This is a genomic window from Providencia sp. PROV255, assembly GCF_028478065.1.
In the GTDB taxonomy this organism is placed as follows: domain Bacteria; phylum Pseudomonadota; class Gammaproteobacteria; order Enterobacterales; family Enterobacteriaceae; genus Providencia; species Providencia rettgeri.
In genome coordinates, this window is sequence record NZ_JAMPMI010000021.1 from 41,287 (window position 1) to 61,281 (window position 19,995).

Here is a 19,995-nt window from a genome sequence, read left to right on the forward strand (position 1 = left end):
AGCAATATAGCGTCCCTCAATACCCCGCCTTCACCCCATCCCAATCCAATTCAAATTTGGCGAGATATTTTCGCAGCCTGTCCGCATCATTGGGCTGTTTTTTGTGTTGCCGTGATACTGCAAACAGCTCACGCCCCGCCTCGGAAAGGGAAGATGAACGGCGGCAAACTTCAAGTACTGTTGCCAGTTGCTGCTTATCGAATAAATCAATCTCACCAATTTGCTTTGGAAATGTATTGGTTGATTTTGGCTGCCATTGAGACTGCAAACGGCTAATTTCCTCCTCGGCAACCACTTTAGTAATGCGCCCGCGCTCGGCAAAGGTCGCCATTCGGCTAATGGAGGCACCCAATTCACGGAAATTGCCGCGCCACTGGGCTTGAGGGGAACAGGCAAACTTCACATACAGGCTGCGAGCCTCACTATCAAAGCGAATTTGGTTTTGTTGGTCATGGCTAAACTTCGCCAGCTCATAATCGATGTTGGGTTCAATATCTTCACGACGGTCACGCAAGCCCGGTAGGGCAAAGGTCCACATATTGATACGGGCGTATAAGTCTTCACGAAACTTACCCGATTCCACTTGCTTTGCAAGATTACGGTGGGTTCCCGCTATCAGCTGGAAATCACTGTGGATTTCATTGTCGGAGCCAAAAGGAAAAAAACGTTTTTCTTCAATGGCTTTGAGTAACATAGCTTGTTCATCAAGGCCAAGTTCTGCAATTTCATCTAAAAATAAAATGCCGCCATCGGCTTCTTTTAACAAACCGCCTCGTGCATTTAGTGCCCCAGTAAACGCCCCTTTGACATGGCCAAATAGCGTCGACATGGCATTATCACCGCGCAAAGTGGCGCAGTTCACTTCCACAAAACGCCCCTTGACTTGGTGGCGGCTTTCCCGCAATTGGTAAATGCGTCGCGCCAAAAACGACTTCCCAGCCCCCGTTGGGCCATTGAGTAAAATCGGCGCTTTTGAGCGCAAAGCCACCCGCTCGATTTGCTCAATCATGGTGTTAAACGCAGCATTACGCGTGGCAATCCCGGATTTTAAGAAGGATACCTGCTGTTGCTGCTCTGTTTGGAAGCGACTGGTGATGTGGGTATAACGGCTTAAATCAAGGTCAATCACCGTATGAATGCCGATTGGGTCTTTTTCTCTCCCCTTTTGGCTGGGAGAGGTTTGGATTAATTTGGCAGGTAAATAATGAGCTTCGGTTAATAAAAACCAACAGATTTGTACCACATGGGTGCCCGTCGTGATATGCACCAGATACTCTTCGTCGTCAGTATCAAATTGATAACTTGAAGAAAAATCCAATAACGAGGTATACACCTCTTCGAAATCCCACGGGTCGGCAATATCCACCTCATGCAGCACCACTTCGGTATTGGGAGAGGCTTGCTCAATATCCTCCTTCACCCGATGCGCCATGCCATAGTCATTGACCTGATGTAGCAGTTCAAAGCGACCGATATCCAAATCAGGTTGTTGGCACAAGCCTACCGTTGGGCGCCATTTTGTCCAGCGATTGGCTTTTTTACCTCGCCTATCGAGTACCGTGCCCAGTACGCCAATAACAACTTTGCGTTTTTTATTCATAATGAGTTTATATAAATTTATAAAAGACGAGATAAAAATATAATAAATAGCCTAATTCATTTCATCATTCAATGTTAGTAAAATTTCATTAAAATATTTATTTGTTATTTTTCAATTACATAAAAATATTTATTATATTTTCATCAAAGTTGGCACGCTTCTGGCAATTATCTATTTATCCACTGCCGAAAATTGTCTGAACTTCGCGTTCAACCGGTGCAGACATGGTGGCGTTAGTCACTACATGGTCTGTATGCCGCCGTCAGTAAGATACCTTGGTAATAGCCTAGCTATCAGGTTCGACTCCTGAAAAAAATACAAATCCAACTGTATAAAACTAAGTTGAAGTTAAGCTTAAAACCACCACTCGAGAACCTTGCCGAGTGATGAGCAGAAATTTAGACAGCCGTACTGGGCACTCTACTTTTCCCCTCACCACTTCACTTTTTTCTTCAGTGGTGGATAAACCATAAAAAAGGAAAAATAATGAAAAAAATCAATATCGCTCAAGGACAAATCGCATTGACCGCTAAAAATGGGAATTTTAAACAATTACTAACAGCGGGTGAGCACCATTTAAACGACTGGTTCAATCGATTGACAGTGTCATTGTTCACCCTCGACAATGAGGCCATTGATGAAAAATTGGCCGACCACTTACGCCAATTTCACTCTGATTGGGTTGATGAGCACTGTATTGACATCATTTTAGCTGATGATGAGATTGGTTTTATTTACTTGCACAATAGCTTGGCAGAAATCTTGCCACCAGCAACCCGTCGGTTGTATTGGAAAAATTGCAATAGCTTAAAAGTGGAACTGCAATCACTAGAAAATAGTGTTATTGACTCCGCCTTAGTTGCCCGCTTAATGGGTAAAAAACGCATTAAAGGCAATGAGTTGGCCTTGATTAGCCAAGTACCTGCATGGCATGTCGGTATGCTAAAAATTGATGGTGAGATACAAGATTTATTACAACCAGGAACTTACGGCTATTGGAAAATCAACCACAAACCTGAGGTTGAAATCATTGATACGCGTTTGCAATCACTTGAAGTCAGCGGGCAAGAAATTTTAACCAAAGATAAAGTCACATTGCGCGTCAATCTGTGTGCTAATTGGCGCTATCAGGATGTTTTGCTGACATTTTCAAAATTGAGTCAGCCTGTAGAACATTTATATCGTGAATTACAATTCTCAATAAGAGAAATCGTGGGGACTCGAACCTTAGATGAACTGTTAGAAAACAAGCAACTAATTGATGAGCTGATGTTGGCTCAAGTGGCGCAATGCGTCACTGAGTTTGGCCTAGAAATCGATAGCATTGGTGTTAAAGATATTATTTTACCGGGAGATATGCGCACGATTTTATCCCAAGTAGTCGAAGCCGAGAAATCGGCACAAGCAAACGTGATCCGCCGACGTGAAGAAACCGCGGCGACTCGCTCACTGCTAAACACCGCTAAAGTGATGGAAAACAACCCCATTGCCTTGCGTTTGAAAGAGCTCGAAACCTTAGAAAATATTGCGCATCGCATCGACCAAATTTCTGTTTACGGTGGATTAGACCAAGTATTAAACGGATTAGTAAAAATTAAGGAATAAATAATGATAAATAATAAATTCAACGAATTAACTCAAGAAAATGGCGTACCGGTAAAAATGTGGACCAATGGGGTTCCTGTTGACCCGAAAGCAGTTACACAACTACAAAATACCGCCAAAATGCCGTTTATTTTCAAGCACCTTGCTGTGATGCCTGATGTACACGTGGGGAAAGGTTCAACCATTGGAAGCGTGATTCCAACTAAAGGGGCCATTATTCCTGCGGCGGTTGGAGTGGATATTGGTTGTGGAATGATTGCCGTAAAAACGTCCTTAACGGCATCGGATTTGCCGGATAGCCTGCAAAATATCCGTTTTGCCATTGAAGCGGCAGTGCCACACGGTCGAACCACCCATCGACATGGGCGTGATAAAGGGGCTTGGCATCGTACACCGGATATTGTCGATAGCCACTGGGCACATTTAGATGCAGAGTTTAAGCGTATCTGCGATAAGTACCCAAAACTGCGCCAAACTAACCATTATAACCATTTAGGGACGTTGGGAACGGGAAACCACTTTATTGAGCTGTGTTTAGACGAACAAGACCGTGTATGGGTGATGCTACATAGCGGGTCACGCGGAGTGGGAAATGCGATTGGTAACTTGTTTATCACACTCGCGCAAAAAGATATGCAACAGCATATTGCTAATTTACCTGATAGAGACCTCGCGTATTTCGAAGAAGGAAGCGTACATTTTAATGACTATATGGAAGCAGTGGGTTGGGCGCAAGACTTTGCCCGCCATAACCGTGAAGTGATGATGCACCGCGTGTTAGAAGCACTATCGCGTGAAATTCCAAAACCGTTTATTACAGAGCAAGAAGCTGTAAATTGCCATCATAACTATGTGCAAAAAGAGCAGCACTTTGGTGAAGACGTTTTAGTGACACGAAAAGGTGCGGTATCCGCTCGAAAAGGCCAAATGGGGATCATTCCAGGGTCTATGGGGGCGAAAAGCTTTATCGTGCGCGGGTTAGGAGACGAAGAAAGTTTCTGTTCCTGTAGCCACGGTGCAGGCCGTGTAATGAGCCGAACTGAAGCCAAAAAGCGTTTCTCAGTTAGCGACCAAAAAATGGCGACTGCCCATGTTGAGTGCCGAAAAGACAGTGATGTGATTGACGAAATACCGATGGCCTACAAAGACATCGACGCGGTAATGGCAGCACAATCATCACTGGTAGAAATTGTTCATACCCTACGCCAAGTGGTATGTGTTAAGGGTTAACGATAAAACGTTACAGGAGAAAAAGCATGGAAACTGACCATGAAAGTGTATCCGTGCTAATGAGAGAACGGATAGAGAAAACACTCAAAGAAATAGAAGAAACTCATCACGTTAAAATACTGTTTGCATGTGAATCCGGTAGTCGCGGTTGGGGCTTTGCCTCCCGCGATAGCGACTATGATGTTCGATTTATCTATGTTCATAAACTTGACTGGTATCTAACGCTGGATAAGAAACGCGATGTGATAGAAAAGCCAATTGATGATGAGCTGGATATATCGGGTTGGGAATTATCTAAAGCTCTGAAACTAATGCGTAATTCCAACCCTGCATTAATAGAGTGGCTGCACTCACCGAGTGTGTATTTTAAAGATGAGATATTTTTTGCTCAACTGGAGCAATTGGCGGCGCAATTTTATTCACCGTTAAAATCACGTTATCATTACTTATCAATCAGTAAGCGTAATTTACATACTGACTTTAAAGGCGAGCGTATTAAATTAAAAAAATATTTTTATTTACTACGCGCAGTATTAGCTTTGCGTTGGATAGAAACAAGCAAGAGCATGCCACCAATGGCATTTTCTGAATTAGTCACGGCCACAGTCACCGATAGCAAGGTGCTCGCAGAGATAGATGAATTGCTGGTTATAAAGCACCAAGCGGTTGAAAGTGATTATGGTGCTAGGCGCCCAGCTATTGATAAGCTCGTTCTGGAAGTCATAGCCAATGCAGAACGCATGCAATTTCCTGAGCCTGCTTGTCGTGACAGCCGTTTATTAGATGAATTTTTTCGTAAAACCGTGTTAGAGAATCATTAACAGGTATTTTTCAAAAAAATAGACCATCAGAAATTTTTTGATGGTCTTTTTTCAAAGGCAATGTCAAACACAAAAGAAAAACAGGTTTATCGCCAGTTCGGGTTTTTAATAATGGAATATTTACCCGCACCTAAAAATGCCAATGCAATACCACTCAAGAAGAAATACACTAGGCTTTCGATGGCCCATGCACCGGTTTTATCCAATACAAATGTTTTATCTAGCCCAATCATTAACCATGCAACCACCATGGTGAAAGCCACTAATAAAGCTGATGGACGAGTTAAAATCCCTAAAATAATGAAAATAGGCGCAACCACTTCACCTAGAATTGTTCCATAAGCAATAAATTCAGGTAAACCATAAGAAGCCAGCAGCGCTTTAATACCACTCGCACCAGTCATTAATTTGCTCATACCATGAAACAACATGAGCCCACCAACAGAAAGACGCAATAACAACCTGCCAGCATCTTCATGGGACAACAAACGATTAAATAAATTGACCACTTTATACCCCCTATGGATATCCAAAACATCATTAAGTAGTATGGCTTAAAAATGCATTATGGCTTAGAAAGATAAAGTAAGAATCATTTTAATTTGCATTTCTTATAACTAAATCAATTTTCATTTAATTAAAATTTGTTAACCTTTCACCTATTCAAATATTACGTTTAATTAACCATTTAAAAATCAAAAATATTGAATAATATTACAAGCACGACCTGACAGTCACCAGAGCTAATTCAGTTAATGCATTATAGAATGGGCTATAGCTTGTTCGATTTAATTGCTGAGAAAATTGTGGTAGCCAACTTCCCAAATGGTCATTCAACAATTCTTTTAATGCGGCTTCCCTGACTTGTGAAGCCAAAACTGCCGCTTGAAATAACATTAAACCAACATGGTCAGAGGGCTCTGGATAACGAGTCTGTATTTTTAAACGCTCCCGTTTTAAAAACTCACTCAATGCCACCGTGGAAGAACCTTGCAAAACACCCTCTGGGTCAAGATATACCGAGCCCCATGGCGGGGCGGGTAATGCTTCAGGTCCAATAAACAAATCCGTCCACTGAGTATGCAGTGCCGCAATCTCAATATTTAGCGATGCCGAGATCCGTTCGCTAAGCGAGATGCTGACCTTACAAGGCCACTGAGATGCGAAGTCATCTAACTTGAAAAAGCTTATTGCATAATGACTTGCATCGTCATTCGGTGAAAATAAATAGCACGTGCCTAAAATATTAAACGCGGCTGCATAGTGTGAAAAATGGATCATAAAAAAGATAATTTCCTAAGCAATACACTGTTATCTATATGTGGATCGTGTAAAAACAGTAACGCAGCATAAACTCAGCAACCATCGCCGCTGTACAACCAACCACTAAATATCCTTTACTGCTCGAAGTCATAACCCCATTCGCCGTTTGTCGTATATGACGAAACAACCCATATCCCAATACCATCACCGCCAATATTCCAACTACCCAACTCGTGATACGCAGTGACCAAATCCCTTGGTAAGCATGGATAGAGTCGATAGGAAATGTAATGGATTCATTATTATAGCTAGTGTGAACCAAGTAACTTTCATAGGCAGGCTGATAAGCTAAACGAACCAGTAAGCTAACCCCAATCACCGCCCATAACATCCATAACCCACGAGTTGATATCTGAGTCTCTACGGCTCCGATGTTAAAACGCAATAACAAATTGATTAATAAATAATACCCAGCAGCTCCCGCAGTAAACATCGTGCCGTAGAACATCAAATACGTATTATCATTCATCCACGTTAACATTGATGTATAACGATAGATTGAAGCCATGGCATACACATCGCATAGCCCTGCAATAATGGCCAAGCCAAGTAGCAAATATGACAATTCCTTTTTGAGCCATAACCATAGGAAAGTCAGCCAGAGAAAAGCAAAATAGGTAGCGGTGAATACCACTTCACGGCTTAACCACGATGAAAAAATATTCAGCAGTGAGTTAGGCGCATTTAAAGGAACCCCTAAGTGGGTGATTGAGGACAATAAACCGATACCCGCAAATACGCAGGCGACAAATACATACCACAGCAAAAACTGTGCGTGCGTTTTGCCCGTTAAATTCGCCGATAATTTGTTTGCAAAAAGCGCTAACATCACACTCAACCCAATGGATGTTTGCATTAAAAATGTGAATAATAACAGTGGCCATTCATTCATTTGGCTTCTCCTTGTGAGTCTTGTGTACGACCCGCCCCAAGATGTGGATGGATCACTAAATTTGGGTGGGTAATCGATGAGTCTGGTAATCCTCGGACATCCGCTAGCTCCCCATAACGTTGTCGTAATTCATCAATTGGGCCAAATTGAATGGCTCCTAGTGGGCAAGTGGCGACGCAGACGGGCTGCTCCCCTTTTAGTTGTAAATCAATACAAAAATCACATTTCGACATTTGCTTGGTTTCAGGGTTCATTTGCGGTGCACCATACGGGCAAGACCACGCACAGGTTCCACAGCCCACACACTTATCTGTATTGACCATCACAATGCCATCCCCTTCACGCTTGTGCATGGCTGTCGTCGGGCAATTTTTCACGCACATTGGGTCGGCACAGTGGTTGCATGAAATGGACAACGTATAGGCAAAGACGTTATTCATCAGCCCCCCTGTGCCATTTTCAATAAACTCACCACCAGCGACTTCGTATACACGACGATATTTGCGACCCACGTCGAGGTTATTTTTATCTTTGCACGCCACTTGGCAGGCTTTACAACCGGAACAACGGGCAGAGTCAATATAAAAGCCAAGCTGTTTGTCACTAATCGCGGGATAAACCTGAAATTTACTCATGCTTTGCTTACCTCCACCAATAAGGTTTGATGGGCATTTCCATGTGCCATTGCTGTACTGCGGGAAGATGTTAAAACGTTCGCACAACCGCCTTGGTCAATGCCATTTTCATCAGGTTGCCACCACGCTCCTGCCTGTAAAGCAACAACACCAGGCATAATGCGCTGGGTGATTTTGACCGGTACCATGGTGATACCGCGGTCATTATTCACTTTGACCCGCTCCCCATCCGTGATATTTCGTCTTTTGGCATCGATAGGATTGATCCATAACTCTTGGCGCTGTACTTCTTGTAACCACGGGTTAGCAAATTGCGTTGAATTGGCACGATTACGACCTTTCCAAGTGATTAATTGCAATGGATAGCGGGAAGCTAGTTCATCTTCCGGCCCCTCAATGGCAGGCACATAATGAGATAAAGCAGGGATGTCCACGTCATTACGCTCATAAAGGCGCTGAGAAAAAATTTCAATTTTTCCGGATGGTGTTTCAAACGGGTTATTCTCGATATCGTTAATATTTTTTTCGAAGGCGACATGGCCCACATGCGGTTTGTGTTTTAACAAATGGCGGCGCTTAACCAGCAGCTCATCAAAAGTTGGAATGCCATCTTCTGGGCGTTTTTGATGAGCGTCATTGACTAAATACTCAATCCACTGTTTTTCTGTACGGCCTTCACTGAATTTTTCGCCAACACCGAGTTTTTCAGCCACGTCGCGTAACCATTCATAGTCACTACGGCGCTCAAATTCAGGCTCGACGACTTTTTCAGATAAAATAATATAATTACCCGTTCCCCATGTGCCACCCACATTCCAACGCTCTAAGAAACTGGTTTCAGGCAGTAAAATATCGGCATACTTGGCACTGGGAGTCATATATAAGTCACTGTAAACAATAAACTCAACTTTACTTTCATCTTCCAGAACTTTAGCGGCATGCAAAATATCGGGGTTCTGGTTGGTCATATAGTTACCCGCTAACGAAAAAATCATTTTGATTTCCGTATCGAGTTTTTCTGCGTTTTTTAAACCGTTATTGGGCGTTACCAAATCTTTATTTTCACAGGCCTGCACCCAATTGGTGATATTAATTTTCGCTTTCACAGGGTTGTCAAATAAGCTAGGACCCGCGAGAGTTTTACGGAGATCCGGCGTGACTGCCATGCCATAACCTGCTGCCCATCCCCCTTTTACGCCCACATTACCTGTGATTGTTGCCAACAAGGTCGCGCCTCGGGCGGAACGTTCACCACAGATATGACGCTGAGGCCCCCAGCCTTGCATTAATACCGCTGGTTTGGTGTTGGCATATTCACGTGCCAATTGACGTATGGTATCGGCGGGTACTTTGGTAATGGGTTCCGCCCATTCAGGAGTTTTCACTATTCCATCTTTTTTCCCCATCAAATACGCCATCAATGACTCATTTTCGGGTATGCCTTCGGGCATCTGGTGCTCATCAAAACCAACAGTGAATTTATCGATAAAGGTTTGATCATGCAGGCCCTCACTGATGATCACATACATCATGGCATCCATCATCGCATTGTCTGTAGTCGGTAAAATAGGGATCCACTGATCCGCTAATGACGATGCGGTATCTGAATAACGCGGATCGACAACAATGAATTTAGTGCCATTTTTCTTCATTTTTTGAAAATAATGATTCGTATGACCAAAAATGGTTTCGTTAGGATTATGCCCCCACAGAATCACCAATGGCGTATCTTCGAGCGTGTCTAAGGTGCTACCACTGGCTGATGTGCCATAGGTATAAGGTGTGACCGCCATGGTATTGCCGTTACTCACTGAATGGTAATTCTCCAGAAAGCCCCCCGTGATATTAAATAGACGGCGTAGCATATTCGCACCAGAGAAAATGCCTCCAGTCACTCCAGTACTGAGGCTAACAAAGCGTGATGCAGGGCCATATTGCTCGTTGATACGCTGCATATTGTCGGCAATCAATGTCGTCGCTTCTTCCCAGCTAATTCGCTCGAAGCGCCCTTCTCCACGTTTGCCCACTCGTTTCATTGGGTATTTCAGTCGATTTGGGTGATAAACAAATTTCCGATAGCTGCGGCCGCGCACGCAAGCACGCATGATGGGCATTTCTTCATCTAAATCAGCATCTGGACGAGTGCTTATTCGTGTTACTACCCCTTCTTTAACGTGTGCTCGAATATCACATTTGCCACCACAATCAAAACTACTACAGGTGGAGACCACTCTCTCACCTTCATCTTGCAGCGTTGTCGTTGGGATGATATTCGGGTTTTCTGGTGTCGATGCGACCGTGTTTGTGGCAATAAAGGGGACAGCCATGAGCGCAGAGCTGCCTTGAATAAACCGACGACGGGTTAAGGGTTTAATCAGACTCTTGCTATCTGCCCGATCGTGATAATTTTCCATGATAACTCTACCTCTGGCATACATTAGGTTGCCGCGCTAGAGTAATCATTTCCCGGTTTGCCAACTTTCGAAAAGCCGCCAAACACATTGGAATTTCAGCCAACCATATAAAACATGTGGTTATGTCAATAAAAATTGCCTATATTCAGAAGATAGATAATAATTTTTGAATCTCAGCCAAGATAAATTCCTATGCGAAATATTCCTCTAAAAACTGTCGATGCCACTCCACGTGATGTGTTAGCTATCGGTACTGATTACCTACCAAACGTGTTACTCGATTCTCACGTCCACCGCCGTGCCCAGTTTTTATATGGCGCAACAGGATTGATTGAAGTCAGTACTGCAGATGGTGAATGGGTCATCCCGCCTGATAGCGGGGTTTGGATCCCCTGTAATACCCCTCATGAAACCCGCATGTTGAATGTCAGTACACGTAGTTTATACATTGAGCCCAAAGCGGCTCCTCGTAGAGGAAATAAGTGCGAAGTACTCAGGGTTTCTCCCTTACTTCGTCAATTATTGCTTGAAGCGGTTGATACCCCGATTGAATATGATTTAAATGGCCGTGATGGGGTAATGTACCAATTGATTTTGCATGAAATTGCACAAGCAGAACCCCTGCCTTTCTACGCGCCCATCCCACGGGATGAACATTTAGCCCAGTTGTGCCGGGAATTCCTAAAAGCCCCACAAATCACCTCATTACCACAGGAATGGGCCGCTAAATTACATAAAAGTGAGCGTTCATTTAGCCGTTTTTTTGGCGCTCAAACGGGGCTATCTTTCTCAGACTGGCGGCAGCAAGCTTGCTTATTAAGTGCTATTACCCACATTTCTGCGGGTAAATCCATTACCGAGGTTGCATTTGATTTAGGCTACAGCAGTGTTGGGTCTTTTTCGACTATGTTTAAAAAATGGTTAGGGCAAAGTCCATCCAGTTTTATTCAGAAAATTGGTGGATGATATCTAACCATTCAAAAACCCAATTTAATCAAATGTGGCGATTAACCATGCAGACCCTTGATAGCTTCCTGCGTCTGCATTAGCTCCTTGAATACGACTACGTATCTGAATCGTATGCTCTGACTGAATTCCCACACGAATGTCTGTGCCTGCCGCCCCAGTTTGCTCATCCACAATTTCTAACTGACTGTAAATCGTTTTATTTGAAGCATCTTTCATCGGCAACCGCTTTTGCGGGTCGCTATCGGTGGCATAGTCTAACCGCAATCTTACCTTCGTTAAGGTTGCAAATTTGCATGTATACCTGATGCTTTCACTCACCAAGCTATCATAATGAATACGACTTAATTGGCCATGCCGTAAATTGACCGTGCTAGCCTATCCAGAGCTCGTTTGCGTGGAACACATCGCTTTTACATTTAACTGAGGTAACGAGGCGGTACTAATACTAAATTTACTCTCTTCGCCATTTTCTTCGCGTACCGTCACATCCAATACACCACGGATGCCGCTATCGAGTGTTTGAATGCGAAATGGCTCTGGAGGAACGGCTGTTTCAGAAATAATACATTCTTGACTGCGAACAATCACAATTGCATTAGTGTTTGCCATACCAATAATTTCAGGTGCATACCCCCGCTAATTTAGGCGGTAGCATGCGGTCATCACTTTCTAAAGAAAAACCAATATATTGCCAAGATTCAAAAATATCCGAATAAAAATAATTTTCTCCCACGGTAAAAATAAATAACCGAGTTGATTTTGATAATTGAGGTGCAATATTTAATTTGGTTAATCGTATAGATTTTTCCTTACTGAAGTGTTAACCAGATAAGAACAAAAAACCCGCCTTATCTGGCGGGTTTAGGATGTCGCATATCCCCACCACTAAGTGATGGTAATAATAATGTTTAAGCTAACGACACCCTGTGACATATAAATTTCCCAAATGGAATTATAACCAACCTATCAGTGGTCAATACAAATTGTCAAACTTAGTTGAATTATGGGCATAAATAAAAGGCATGAATAAAATTCAGGCCTTTTATTTCACTAATTAATGTTTACCATTTTTATGATGATTAAGTGTTTCTTCTTTTAAATCAAGCTCATCACGTAAACGGTGATACACCCTTTCATTGATATTTTTACTTTTACGCATTTGATATAACGCGTCCCGTTTTGCTTTTAATGCTGATTTGGACATCTCGCGTTCCATATCAATCATCTTATGTAAATCATACACATCTGACTCAGTTTCATCTGAGTTATCGAGTCGTCTACCATAAATTTCTAACAATTGTGCCCCAACCTCAGTACGCATGGCAATTTCATCCATATCATCCGATGGGTGGTTCATCAATTCACGTAAATGTGCCATTGCGGCTTCATTTAAGGCTAAACGCGCTCGAATTTCGTCATTATCATAAGGTAAGTCTTGTACCAGTCCTTTAGTTAAAATAGGCAGTGCAATACTGGCAATCAGTAATGAACATAAAATCACCCCCATTGCTAAGAAAATAGCCACGTCACGATTCGGAAATAATGAACCATCTGGCATCAATAAAGGTAATGTTAAAATACCCGCTAACGTAATCGCTCCACGCACTCCCGCTGTCGCCATCACTGCCATCATACGAATATGCATAACATCGGCTTCTTTACCACGACGGCGTTTATGGAAGACCGTTAGAGTCATCGAGATCCACACCCAGCTAAACCGTAAAACCGCCAAGGCCACAGTAATGATTGCCACATAAACAAATAGCATCCAAGGATGGCTTGCACCCGCGGCCTCTGCTACAGCAGGCATATTTGTCCACATACCGGGTAACTGCTCGCCTAACAAGATGAAAATCATCCCGTTCAACGCAGTTTGTACAGTATCCCACACCGCTTTACTTTGCATACGTGTTGCGGCTTGCATACGCCCTGCAATTTTTTCATAGTGCATGGCAATACCGGCAACCACTGCGGCTAAAATACCGGAAACATGTAAATGTTCAGCTAATAAGTAAGCCGTAAATGGCATCAATAAACTGATCATAATTTGAATAGCAGGTTCTTCCCCAGTGCGCTTAACTAGCAATTGGTTTAACCAGCCAATTGCCCAAGCCACCAGCAAACCAATTAAAATTCCGCCAAAAGCCACTAATACAAACTGCCCCGCCGCTGAAGCAAGGGAAAATGTGCCTGTTAGCGCAGCGACCACCGCAAAACTGAAACACACCAGACCCGTTGCATCATTCAGCAATGACTCCCCTTCTAGAATATGCGCCATTCGCGATGGTAATGGGGAATTGACGGTCATTGCAGACACCGAAACAGGGTCTGTTGGCGACAAAATAGCAGCCAAGGCAAAAGCAACAGCTAAAGAAATGGCCGGAATTAACCAATGTATAAAGAACCCCATACCAATAACCGTAACCACCACTAAACCTATGGCTAACGACATGATTGGTTTAATTTCTTGAAATAAGGCTTCTTTAGGAATACGCCAGCCATCAAGAAACAATAAAGGTGGAATAAATAAAAACAGAAATAAATGAGGTTCAAATTCAACCGTAAAACCGTATAAAGACAAGCCAGCCCCCAGTGCTATCTGTATTAGGGGTAATGGAATAATATCTTTGAGCAGTCGTGAAACAAAAACGCTCACAACAACGGCTAATAAAAAAACGAGTACAAGTGTCACTACTGACATTGATTGCTCCATATTTAGCTAATCATTAATTACCAGTTATGCAGTAAATAGATAAATTGAATCAATGTAAAGTGGCAATTAATCATCTGATACAAAAACAATAAATTTAAGAAATAGCCTATCTATCATTAAGTTACAAAAATACTATCTACTTGAGTTGTCAATAAAAAATTTATTTATCAATTTGGTAAATAACGATTAAAACTCCATCTCAACAATAAGTTATGCCTTACCGTTAAAAATAGAATTAAACCATCATTACTTAATGATATATCTAGATAAATAGCCACGTTAAACAGTGGCCATCCAAATAATGAAAAGTGCGGGTTTTAATAAAAGAGCTTATGGACGTTCTAAAATACGGGCACCAGGACCTTTCCGACCAAGGACATCATCAGGGTTACGCAGTGGGCAATCACTTAATGATAAGCAGCCGCAACCAATACAGTTATCCAATTCATTACGTAAACGCGTCAGTTGCCGAATACGCTTATCTAAAGATTTACGCCATTGTGTCGACATCTCCTGCCATTGTTCTGAAGTTAGCGCACTATTTGCAGGAAAACGCCCTAATGCCTCTTGAATTTCATGTAATGGGATCCCTGTACTTTGTGCGACTTTAATAATGGCAATATAACGCAGTACAACAGAGTGAAATCGTCGCTGATTCCCTTGAGTTCGAGTACTTTGAATGAGTCCCTTTGATTCATAAAAATGGACTGTAGAAACAGGTACTCCCGAGCGTTTTGCCACTTCGCCCACCGTTAGTGCCCGCGTAAAATCAATTTTTTTTCCCTCGCTTTTATGAGGTTTTATCGTTTTTGTGTCTTTGTCCGCCATTTTATCTCACCTTTGCTTGACCTCAACTTAACTTAAGGTTTTATAGTGCCACCCTGCTAGTTTGTCAATTGAGGTTACTTTTTAAAAGGGGATAGGTTTATGCCATCGGTGATTACCAAAATGTTAGAAAGCAATAGCTTATGGATTATTGCTCGCTTACTCATCTTGGTTTTATTTATTTCATCTGGTTTAGCCAAAGTTTTTGATTATGAAAATAGTCTGGCCGAAATGCGTGCCGCGGGTCTTCACCCAGATTGGTTTTTCAACATTGCTTCTGCTGCTGTCATGTTAATTGGCTCAGTTCTTGTGCTATTTAACCGTCTTTTATGGCTTGGAACTGGGGCGCTAGCCGTGTTTTTGTTCCTCACAATTGTGGTTGTCCACACCTTTTGGAGCTACACGGGGGAACAAGCTCAAATTGCAATGTTTTGGGCAATTGAGCATATCGCTGTTATTGGGGGCTTAATTGCTATCGCCATTGCAGGGCATTTTCGAGGTCTTTATTTCGCGTTAAAAGCGCAGAAATAGAAGGAAAATTTAATGAATAAAAAAACAATAATGACACTTTGTTCCGTTTTAATCGCTGTTGGGGCGGGTAGCGCGATTTATTCGACCTATGCCCAAAACGAGGAAGACGAACAAGCAGCTTACCAATATCCACCAGTAAAAGTGGCATTGGCTCCTGTTAGCTTAGATACTGCGCCTCGTACCTTTTACGGTGTGGGTGAGTTAGAAGCTGGCAGCCAAGTGTTGGTCGCGGCAGAAACCAATGGTCGTATTACGAAAATTGCATTTGAATCTGGCCAGCAAGTCAAAAAAGGCCAATTATTAGTGCAGCTCAATGATGCCGTTGAACAAGCGGATTTATCACGTTACCAAGCACAGTTGCGCAATGCGGCTCGCTTATACGAAAGAACCCGTTCATTATCTGCGCAACATTTAGTGGCAGAGGCTCAAGTAGATAGCACTCGTGCTGAACGTGATATTGCCCAAGGCCTAATCCGTCAAACCCAAGCATTAATTGCACAAAAAACGATCCGAGCGCCATTCGACGGAACGATAGGTATTCGCCAAGTCCATGAAGGACAATATTTAAACCCCGGCGAAGCCATTGCCAGCTTGGTGGATACCCAAACCTTAAAGCTCAATTTCTCTTTAGATGAACAAGCCTCACCGGAACTGCATCAAGGCCAAATTGTTGATATTACAGTTGATGCTTATCCCAATAAAACATTTCCAGCCCGTATTACTGCCATTGACCCACTCATTGGAAAATCACGCACTATCGCCCTGCAAGCCACACTGGAAAATAGTGATGGCACCCTAAAAGCAGGAATGTACGCCAACGTGAATGTGGTACGCCAAGCCAGTAATGAAGTCATTACGATCCCAGAAACCGCAGTCACTTATACCGCCTATGGCGATACTGTGTTTATTACGCAAGGTGAAGGCGATGCGATGACCGTTAAGCGAGTGTCCGTAAAAACGGGACAACGTTGGGATGGCAAAATTGAAATAGAACACGGCTTAAGTGCTAACGATAAAGTCGTCACGTCTGGGCAATTACGCTTAAACGACGGCTCTGCAGTCACCCCTGTTGCCCAAGATACATTGTCTGAACCCGTCGCTAACACAGCTCAAGGTTCATAAGGAAGGCGTAATGAAATTTACTGATATTTTTGTTCGCCGACCTGTTCTGGCTCTCGTAGTCAGTGCTTTGATTGTGTTAATTGGTTTATTTGCGCTGAGTAAGCTGCCTATTCGCCAATATCCACAACTTGAAAGCTCGACGATCACCATTACCACGCAATACCCTGGCGCATCAGCTAAATTGATGCAAGGCTTTGTGACACAACCCATCGCACAAGCGGTTTCCTCTGTAGAAGGTGTCGACTATTTGTCTTCTTCTTCTGTGCAAGGAAGCAGCCTTGTCACTGTACGAATGGAACTTAACCGAGACTCCACTCAAGCCCTTGCGCAAGTAATGGCGAAGGTGAACCAAGTTCGTTATAAATTACCGAAAGAAGCTTATGACCCTGTGATTGAGCTTTCCTCTGGGGAATCCACTGCGGTTGCTTATATCGGTTTTTCCAGTACCAATCTATCCATTCCTGCCCTGACAGATTATATCTCACGCGTCATTGAGCCAATGTATTCCTCAATTGACGGCGTCGCCAAAGTTCAAGTTTTTGGTGGGCAACAGTTGGCGATGCGTTTATGGCTTGATGCCGATAAATTAGCCGGCCGAGGTCTAACCGCTGCCGATGTTGCGCAAGCGGTTCGCCAAAACAACTACCAGGCGGCTCCCGGTAAAGTCAAAGGCGAGTTCGTTATTTCTAATGTTTATGTTAATACCGACCTCACTAATGTCGATGAGTTTCGTGATTTAGTGATCCGCAACGACGGCAATGGATTAGTACGTTTAAAAGATGTGGGAACCATTGAGCTAGGAGCCGCTTCCACAGAAACCAGTGGTTTAATGAATGGTGAGCCTGCGATTTACCTTGGTTTGTTTGCCACACCAACCGGTAACCCACTGGTAATCGTTGACGGTATGAATCAATTGATGCCTGACATCACCAAAACATTGCCGCCCGGTGTCAAAGTGGAAATGGCATTTGAAACTTCGCGCTTTATTAAAGCGTCTATTGACCAAGTTATTAGCACATTAATTGAAGCACTATTGATTGTTATCGTTGTTATTTACCTGTGTTTAGGTTCAATTCGCAGCGTAATCATCCCAATTTTAGCTATTCCGCTATCAATGTTAGGTGCAGCCGCACTGATGATGGCATTTGGGTTTAGTATTAACTTACTGACATTACTCGCCATGGTATTAGCGATTGGTCTGGTTGTCGATGATGCTATCGTGGTCGTCGAAAACGTCCATCGCCATATTGAAGAAGGGAAATCACCGGTTTTAGCGGCTTTAATTGGAGCTCGTGAAGTAGCAGGACCCGTTATCGCAATGACAATCACCTTGGCTGCAGTCTATGCGCCAATAGGGCTAATGTCAGGTTTAACAGGAGCTTTATTTAAAGAGTTCGCACTCACCTTGGCCGGTGCAGTTATTGTTTCCGGTATTGTGGCATTAACCCTTTCCCCTGTGATGAGCTCTTTTATGTTGAACTCAAAACAAAATGAAGGGCGTATGGCGCGTATGGCAGAAACCTTCTTTTCTACCTTAGCCCATTACTATACCATTGTATTGAATTTCTCTTTGAAAAACCGTTGGTTAACAGGTGTTATTGCCATTGGTGTCTTTATTAGCTTACCACTGCTTTATCAATCTGCCCCTCGTGAATTAGCCCCTGTGGAAGACCAATCCAGCGTATTAACGGCAATCAAATCTCCTCAACACGCTAACCTCGAGTATGTAGAACGCTTTTCGCGTAAGTTACATGATGTTTTCATGGAATTACCGGAAACGGAAAGTACTTGGATTATTAACGGAACCGATGGCCCTTCCGCCAGCTTTGGGGGAACTAACTTGACGTCATGGGAACAGCGTGACCGCGCCGCATCTGAGATCCAAGGGGACTTACAAGGGCGTGTCGGTGATGTTGAGGGGAACAGTATTTTTGTTTTCCAATTACCCGCTTTACCAGGTTCAACGGGGGGCTTACCAATCCAAATGGTTCTCAGAAGCCCGCAGGATTATTCGGTACTCTACAAAACCATGGAAGAGATCAAGCAACAAGCACGTGAAAGCGGTCTATTTATGGTGGTAGATAGTGACCTTGACTACAACAACCCAGTGGTAGAAGTCCGTATTAACCGTTCAAAAGCGAATAGCTTAGGCATTCGCATGCAAGATATCGGCGAATCACTGACCTTATTAGTGGGTGAAAACTATATTAACCGCTTTGGGATGGATGGCCGCTCCTATGATGTGATCCCTCAAAGTATTCGCAGCCAACGCTTAACACCGGAAGCCCTTTCACGCCATTATGTGAAATCAGAAGCGGGACCTCTGATCCCACTGTCAACGGTGGTCGATATCAATACCCAAGTTGAACCAAATAAACTCACGCAATTTAATCAGCAGAATGCAGCAATTTTCCAAGCAATACCCGCCCCGGGTGTCACGTTAGGCCAAGCCGTTGCCTATTTAGATGATATTGCCAATGAACTACCCGCCGGTTTTAGCCATGACTGGCAATCCGATTCGCGCCAATATAAACAAGAAGGAAACACCCTCGCCTTTGCCTTTATGGCGGCGCTCATCATTATTTACTTAGTCTTAGCGGCACAATATGAAAGTTTAGTCGACCCATTGATTATCTTGATTACTGTTCCACTTTCAATTTGTGGTGCGTTGATTCCATTGGCACTTGGCTATGCGACATTGAATATTTACACCCAAATCGGCTTAGTCACATTAATTGGCTTAATCAGTAAACACGGAATATTGATGGTTGAGTTTGCCAATGAATTACAAGCCAATGAAGGACTAGATAGACGACATGCCATTCTCAAAGCAGCACAAATTCGTTTACGCCCAATATTAATGACAACTGCGGCAATGGTGATTGGTTTAGTTCCGCTGCTATTCGCCACTGGAGCAGGAGCGAATAGTCGCTTTGGCTTAGGCTTAGTGATAGTCACCGGTATGTTAGTTGGCACATTGTTTACCCTGTTTGTTTTACCGACCATTTATACCTTACTAGCCCGTAATCACAGTGCAACCGCACTAACCCCAAGGCGCTATGAGCTTGCCGAAGCGAATCGCCTAATCAAAGAAACTGAGGAGACGTCCCAATGAGAAATACGTTAGCTAGCCGTCATCAACGTAACAACCGTACAGTCAACGAAGTGGAAGTGAATACGATGAGCAATAGCATGGCAATGCTATTAATTTATCATGGTCTCCCCGCAGGTCCGGAAAAAAACCATGCCACCTCGTACCCGAATACCTTAGGTAAGCCTACCCGCTAATGTAAATAGCCGCCAAACCATTTAGGT

Annotated in this window: 16 protein-coding genes and 2 pseudogenes; 8 read left to right on the plus strand and 10 right to left on the minus strand. The window is 43.2% G+C overall.

The window, feature by feature from the left end; all coding sequences use genetic code 11:
• Nucleotides 1-16 precede the first annotated feature (16 nt).
• Nucleotides 17-1,600, minus strand: a complete 1,584-nt coding sequence (rtcR, locus tag PR725_RS18265) for an RNA repair transcriptional activator RtcR (protein ID WP_196724031.1) — start codon at nucleotides 1,598-1,600, stop codon at nucleotides 17-19.
• 486 nt (nucleotides 1,601-2,086) lie between these two features.
• On the opposite strand from rtcR, the gene PR725_RS18270 reads away from it, so the two are divergent.
• From PR725_RS18270 to PR725_RS18280, 3 genes are read left to right on the plus strand one after another with little or no spacing between them, the layout of a single operon-like run.
• Complete coding sequence (locus PR725_RS18270; RefSeq protein WP_272538071.1) at nucleotides 2,087-3,205, plus strand: slipin family protein; 1,119 nt, start codon at nucleotides 2,087-2,089, stop codon at nucleotides 3,203-3,205.
• A gap of 3 nt (nucleotides 3,206-3,208) precedes the next feature.
• Entirely contained in the window at nucleotides 3,209-4,435 is a 1,227-nt protein-coding gene (locus PR725_RS18275; RefSeq protein WP_117163018.1) for an RtcB family protein, read from the plus strand.
• 26 nt (nucleotides 4,436-4,461) lie between these two features.
• Complete coding sequence (locus tag PR725_RS18280) at nucleotides 4,462-5,256, plus strand: nucleotidyltransferase domain-containing protein (RefSeq protein ID WP_164528341.1); 795 nt, start codon at nucleotides 4,462-4,464, stop codon at nucleotides 5,254-5,256.
• Nucleotides 5,257-5,342: 86 nt separating this feature from the next.
• Here the strand turns inward: PR725_RS18280 and PR725_RS18285 are convergent, their stop codons facing one another.
• The 5 genes from PR725_RS18285 to PR725_RS18305 all read right to left on the minus strand — a co-directional run bounded on the left by PR725_RS18285 (nucleotide 5,343) and on the right by PR725_RS18305 (nucleotide 10,520).
• Nucleotides 5,343-5,765, minus strand: a complete 423-nt coding sequence (locus PR725_RS18285) for a DoxX family protein (RefSeq protein ID WP_272569941.1) — start codon at nucleotides 5,763-5,765, stop codon at nucleotides 5,343-5,345.
• A gap of 205 nt (nucleotides 5,766-5,970) precedes the next feature.
• A complete protein-coding gene (locus tag PR725_RS18290; protein WP_117163017.1) occupies nucleotides 5,971-6,537 on the minus strand; it encodes a molecular chaperone TorD family protein in 567 nt (188 codons plus the stop codon).
• Nucleotides 6,538-6,571: 34 nt separating this feature from the next.
• On the minus strand, nucleotides 6,572-7,471 hold the full coding sequence (locus PR725_RS18295; protein ID WP_272517837.1) for a dimethyl sulfoxide reductase anchor subunit family protein: 900 nt from the start codon (nucleotides 7,469-7,471) through the stop codon (nucleotides 6,572-6,574).
• Complete coding sequence (locus tag PR725_RS18300) at nucleotides 7,468-8,106, minus strand: DMSO/selenate family reductase complex B subunit (RefSeq protein WP_164528339.1); 639 nt, start codon at nucleotides 8,104-8,106, stop codon at nucleotides 7,468-7,470. The genes PR725_RS18295 and PR725_RS18300 overlap by 4 nt, the downstream gene beginning before the upstream one ends.
• Nucleotides 8,103-10,520, minus strand: coding sequence for a DMSO/selenate family reductase complex A subunit (locus PR725_RS18305; RefSeq protein ID WP_110731434.1), 2,418 nt, complete (start codon nucleotides 10,518-10,520; stop codon nucleotides 8,103-8,105). Before PR725_RS18305 ends, PR725_RS18300 begins: the two co-directional genes overlap by 4 nt.
• Before the next feature lie 192 nt (nucleotides 10,521-10,712).
• On the opposite strand from PR725_RS18305, the gene PR725_RS18310 reads away from it, so the two are divergent.
• Entirely contained in the window at nucleotides 10,713-11,486 is a 774-nt protein-coding gene (locus tag PR725_RS18310; protein WP_004915063.1) for an AraC family transcriptional regulator, read from the plus strand.
• Nucleotides 11,487-11,510: 24 nt separating this feature from the next.
• On the opposite strand, the pseudogene PR725_RS18315 reads toward PR725_RS18310, so the two are convergent.
• From PR725_RS18315 to soxR, 4 genes and pseudogenes are all read right to left on the minus strand, one after another.
• Nucleotides 11,511-11,846: pseudogene (locus tag PR725_RS18315) on the minus strand (adhesin); the annotation flags it as partial.
• Nucleotides 11,847-11,906: 60 nt separating this feature from the next.
• Nucleotides 11,907-12,231, minus strand: a pseudogene (locus tag PR725_RS18320) (fimbria/pilus outer membrane usher protein); the annotation flags it as partial.
• A gap of 312 nt (nucleotides 12,232-12,543) precedes the next feature.
• On the minus strand, nucleotides 12,544-14,190 hold the full coding sequence (locus PR725_RS18325; protein WP_004915075.1) for a Na+/H+ antiporter: 1,647 nt from the start codon (nucleotides 14,188-14,190) through the stop codon (nucleotides 12,544-12,546).
• Between the two features lie 342 nt (nucleotides 14,191-14,532).
• A complete protein-coding gene (gene soxR, locus PR725_RS18330) occupies nucleotides 14,533-15,030 on the minus strand; it encodes a redox-sensitive transcriptional activator SoxR (protein WP_226537987.1) in 498 nt (165 codons plus the stop codon).
• 99 nt (nucleotides 15,031-15,129) lie between these two features.
• Between soxR and PR725_RS18335 the strand changes: the two genes are divergently transcribed.
• Genes PR725_RS18335 through PR725_RS18350 form a run of 4 tightly spaced genes read left to right on the plus strand, consistent with a single transcriptional unit; the run spans nucleotide 15,130 to nucleotide 19,968 of the window.
• Nucleotides 15,130-15,558 (plus strand): DoxX family protein, encoded by a 429-nt coding sequence (locus tag PR725_RS18335; protein WP_109912610.1) that lies wholly within the window; start codon nucleotides 15,130-15,132, stop codon nucleotides 15,556-15,558.
• A gap of 12 nt (nucleotides 15,559-15,570) precedes the next feature.
• Complete coding sequence (locus PR725_RS18340) at nucleotides 15,571-16,680, plus strand: efflux RND transporter periplasmic adaptor subunit (RefSeq protein WP_109912611.1); 1,110 nt, start codon at nucleotides 15,571-15,573, stop codon at nucleotides 16,678-16,680.
• A gap of 10 nt (nucleotides 16,681-16,690) precedes the next feature.
• Nucleotides 16,691-19,795 carry a MexW/MexI family multidrug efflux RND transporter permease subunit gene (locus PR725_RS18345; RefSeq protein WP_109912612.1) on the plus strand — a complete coding sequence of 1,035 codons (3,105 nt, stop codon included), beginning with the start codon at nucleotides 16,691-16,693 and terminating at the stop codon, nucleotides 19,793-19,795.
• Nucleotides 19,792-19,968: a hypothetical protein gene (locus PR725_RS18350; RefSeq protein WP_164528335.1), complete on the plus strand. Its 177-nt coding sequence runs from the start codon at nucleotides 19,792-19,794 to the stop codon at nucleotides 19,966-19,968. Before PR725_RS18345 ends, PR725_RS18350 begins: the two co-directional genes overlap by 4 nt.
• Nucleotides 19,969-19,995: the final 27 nt, after the last annotated feature.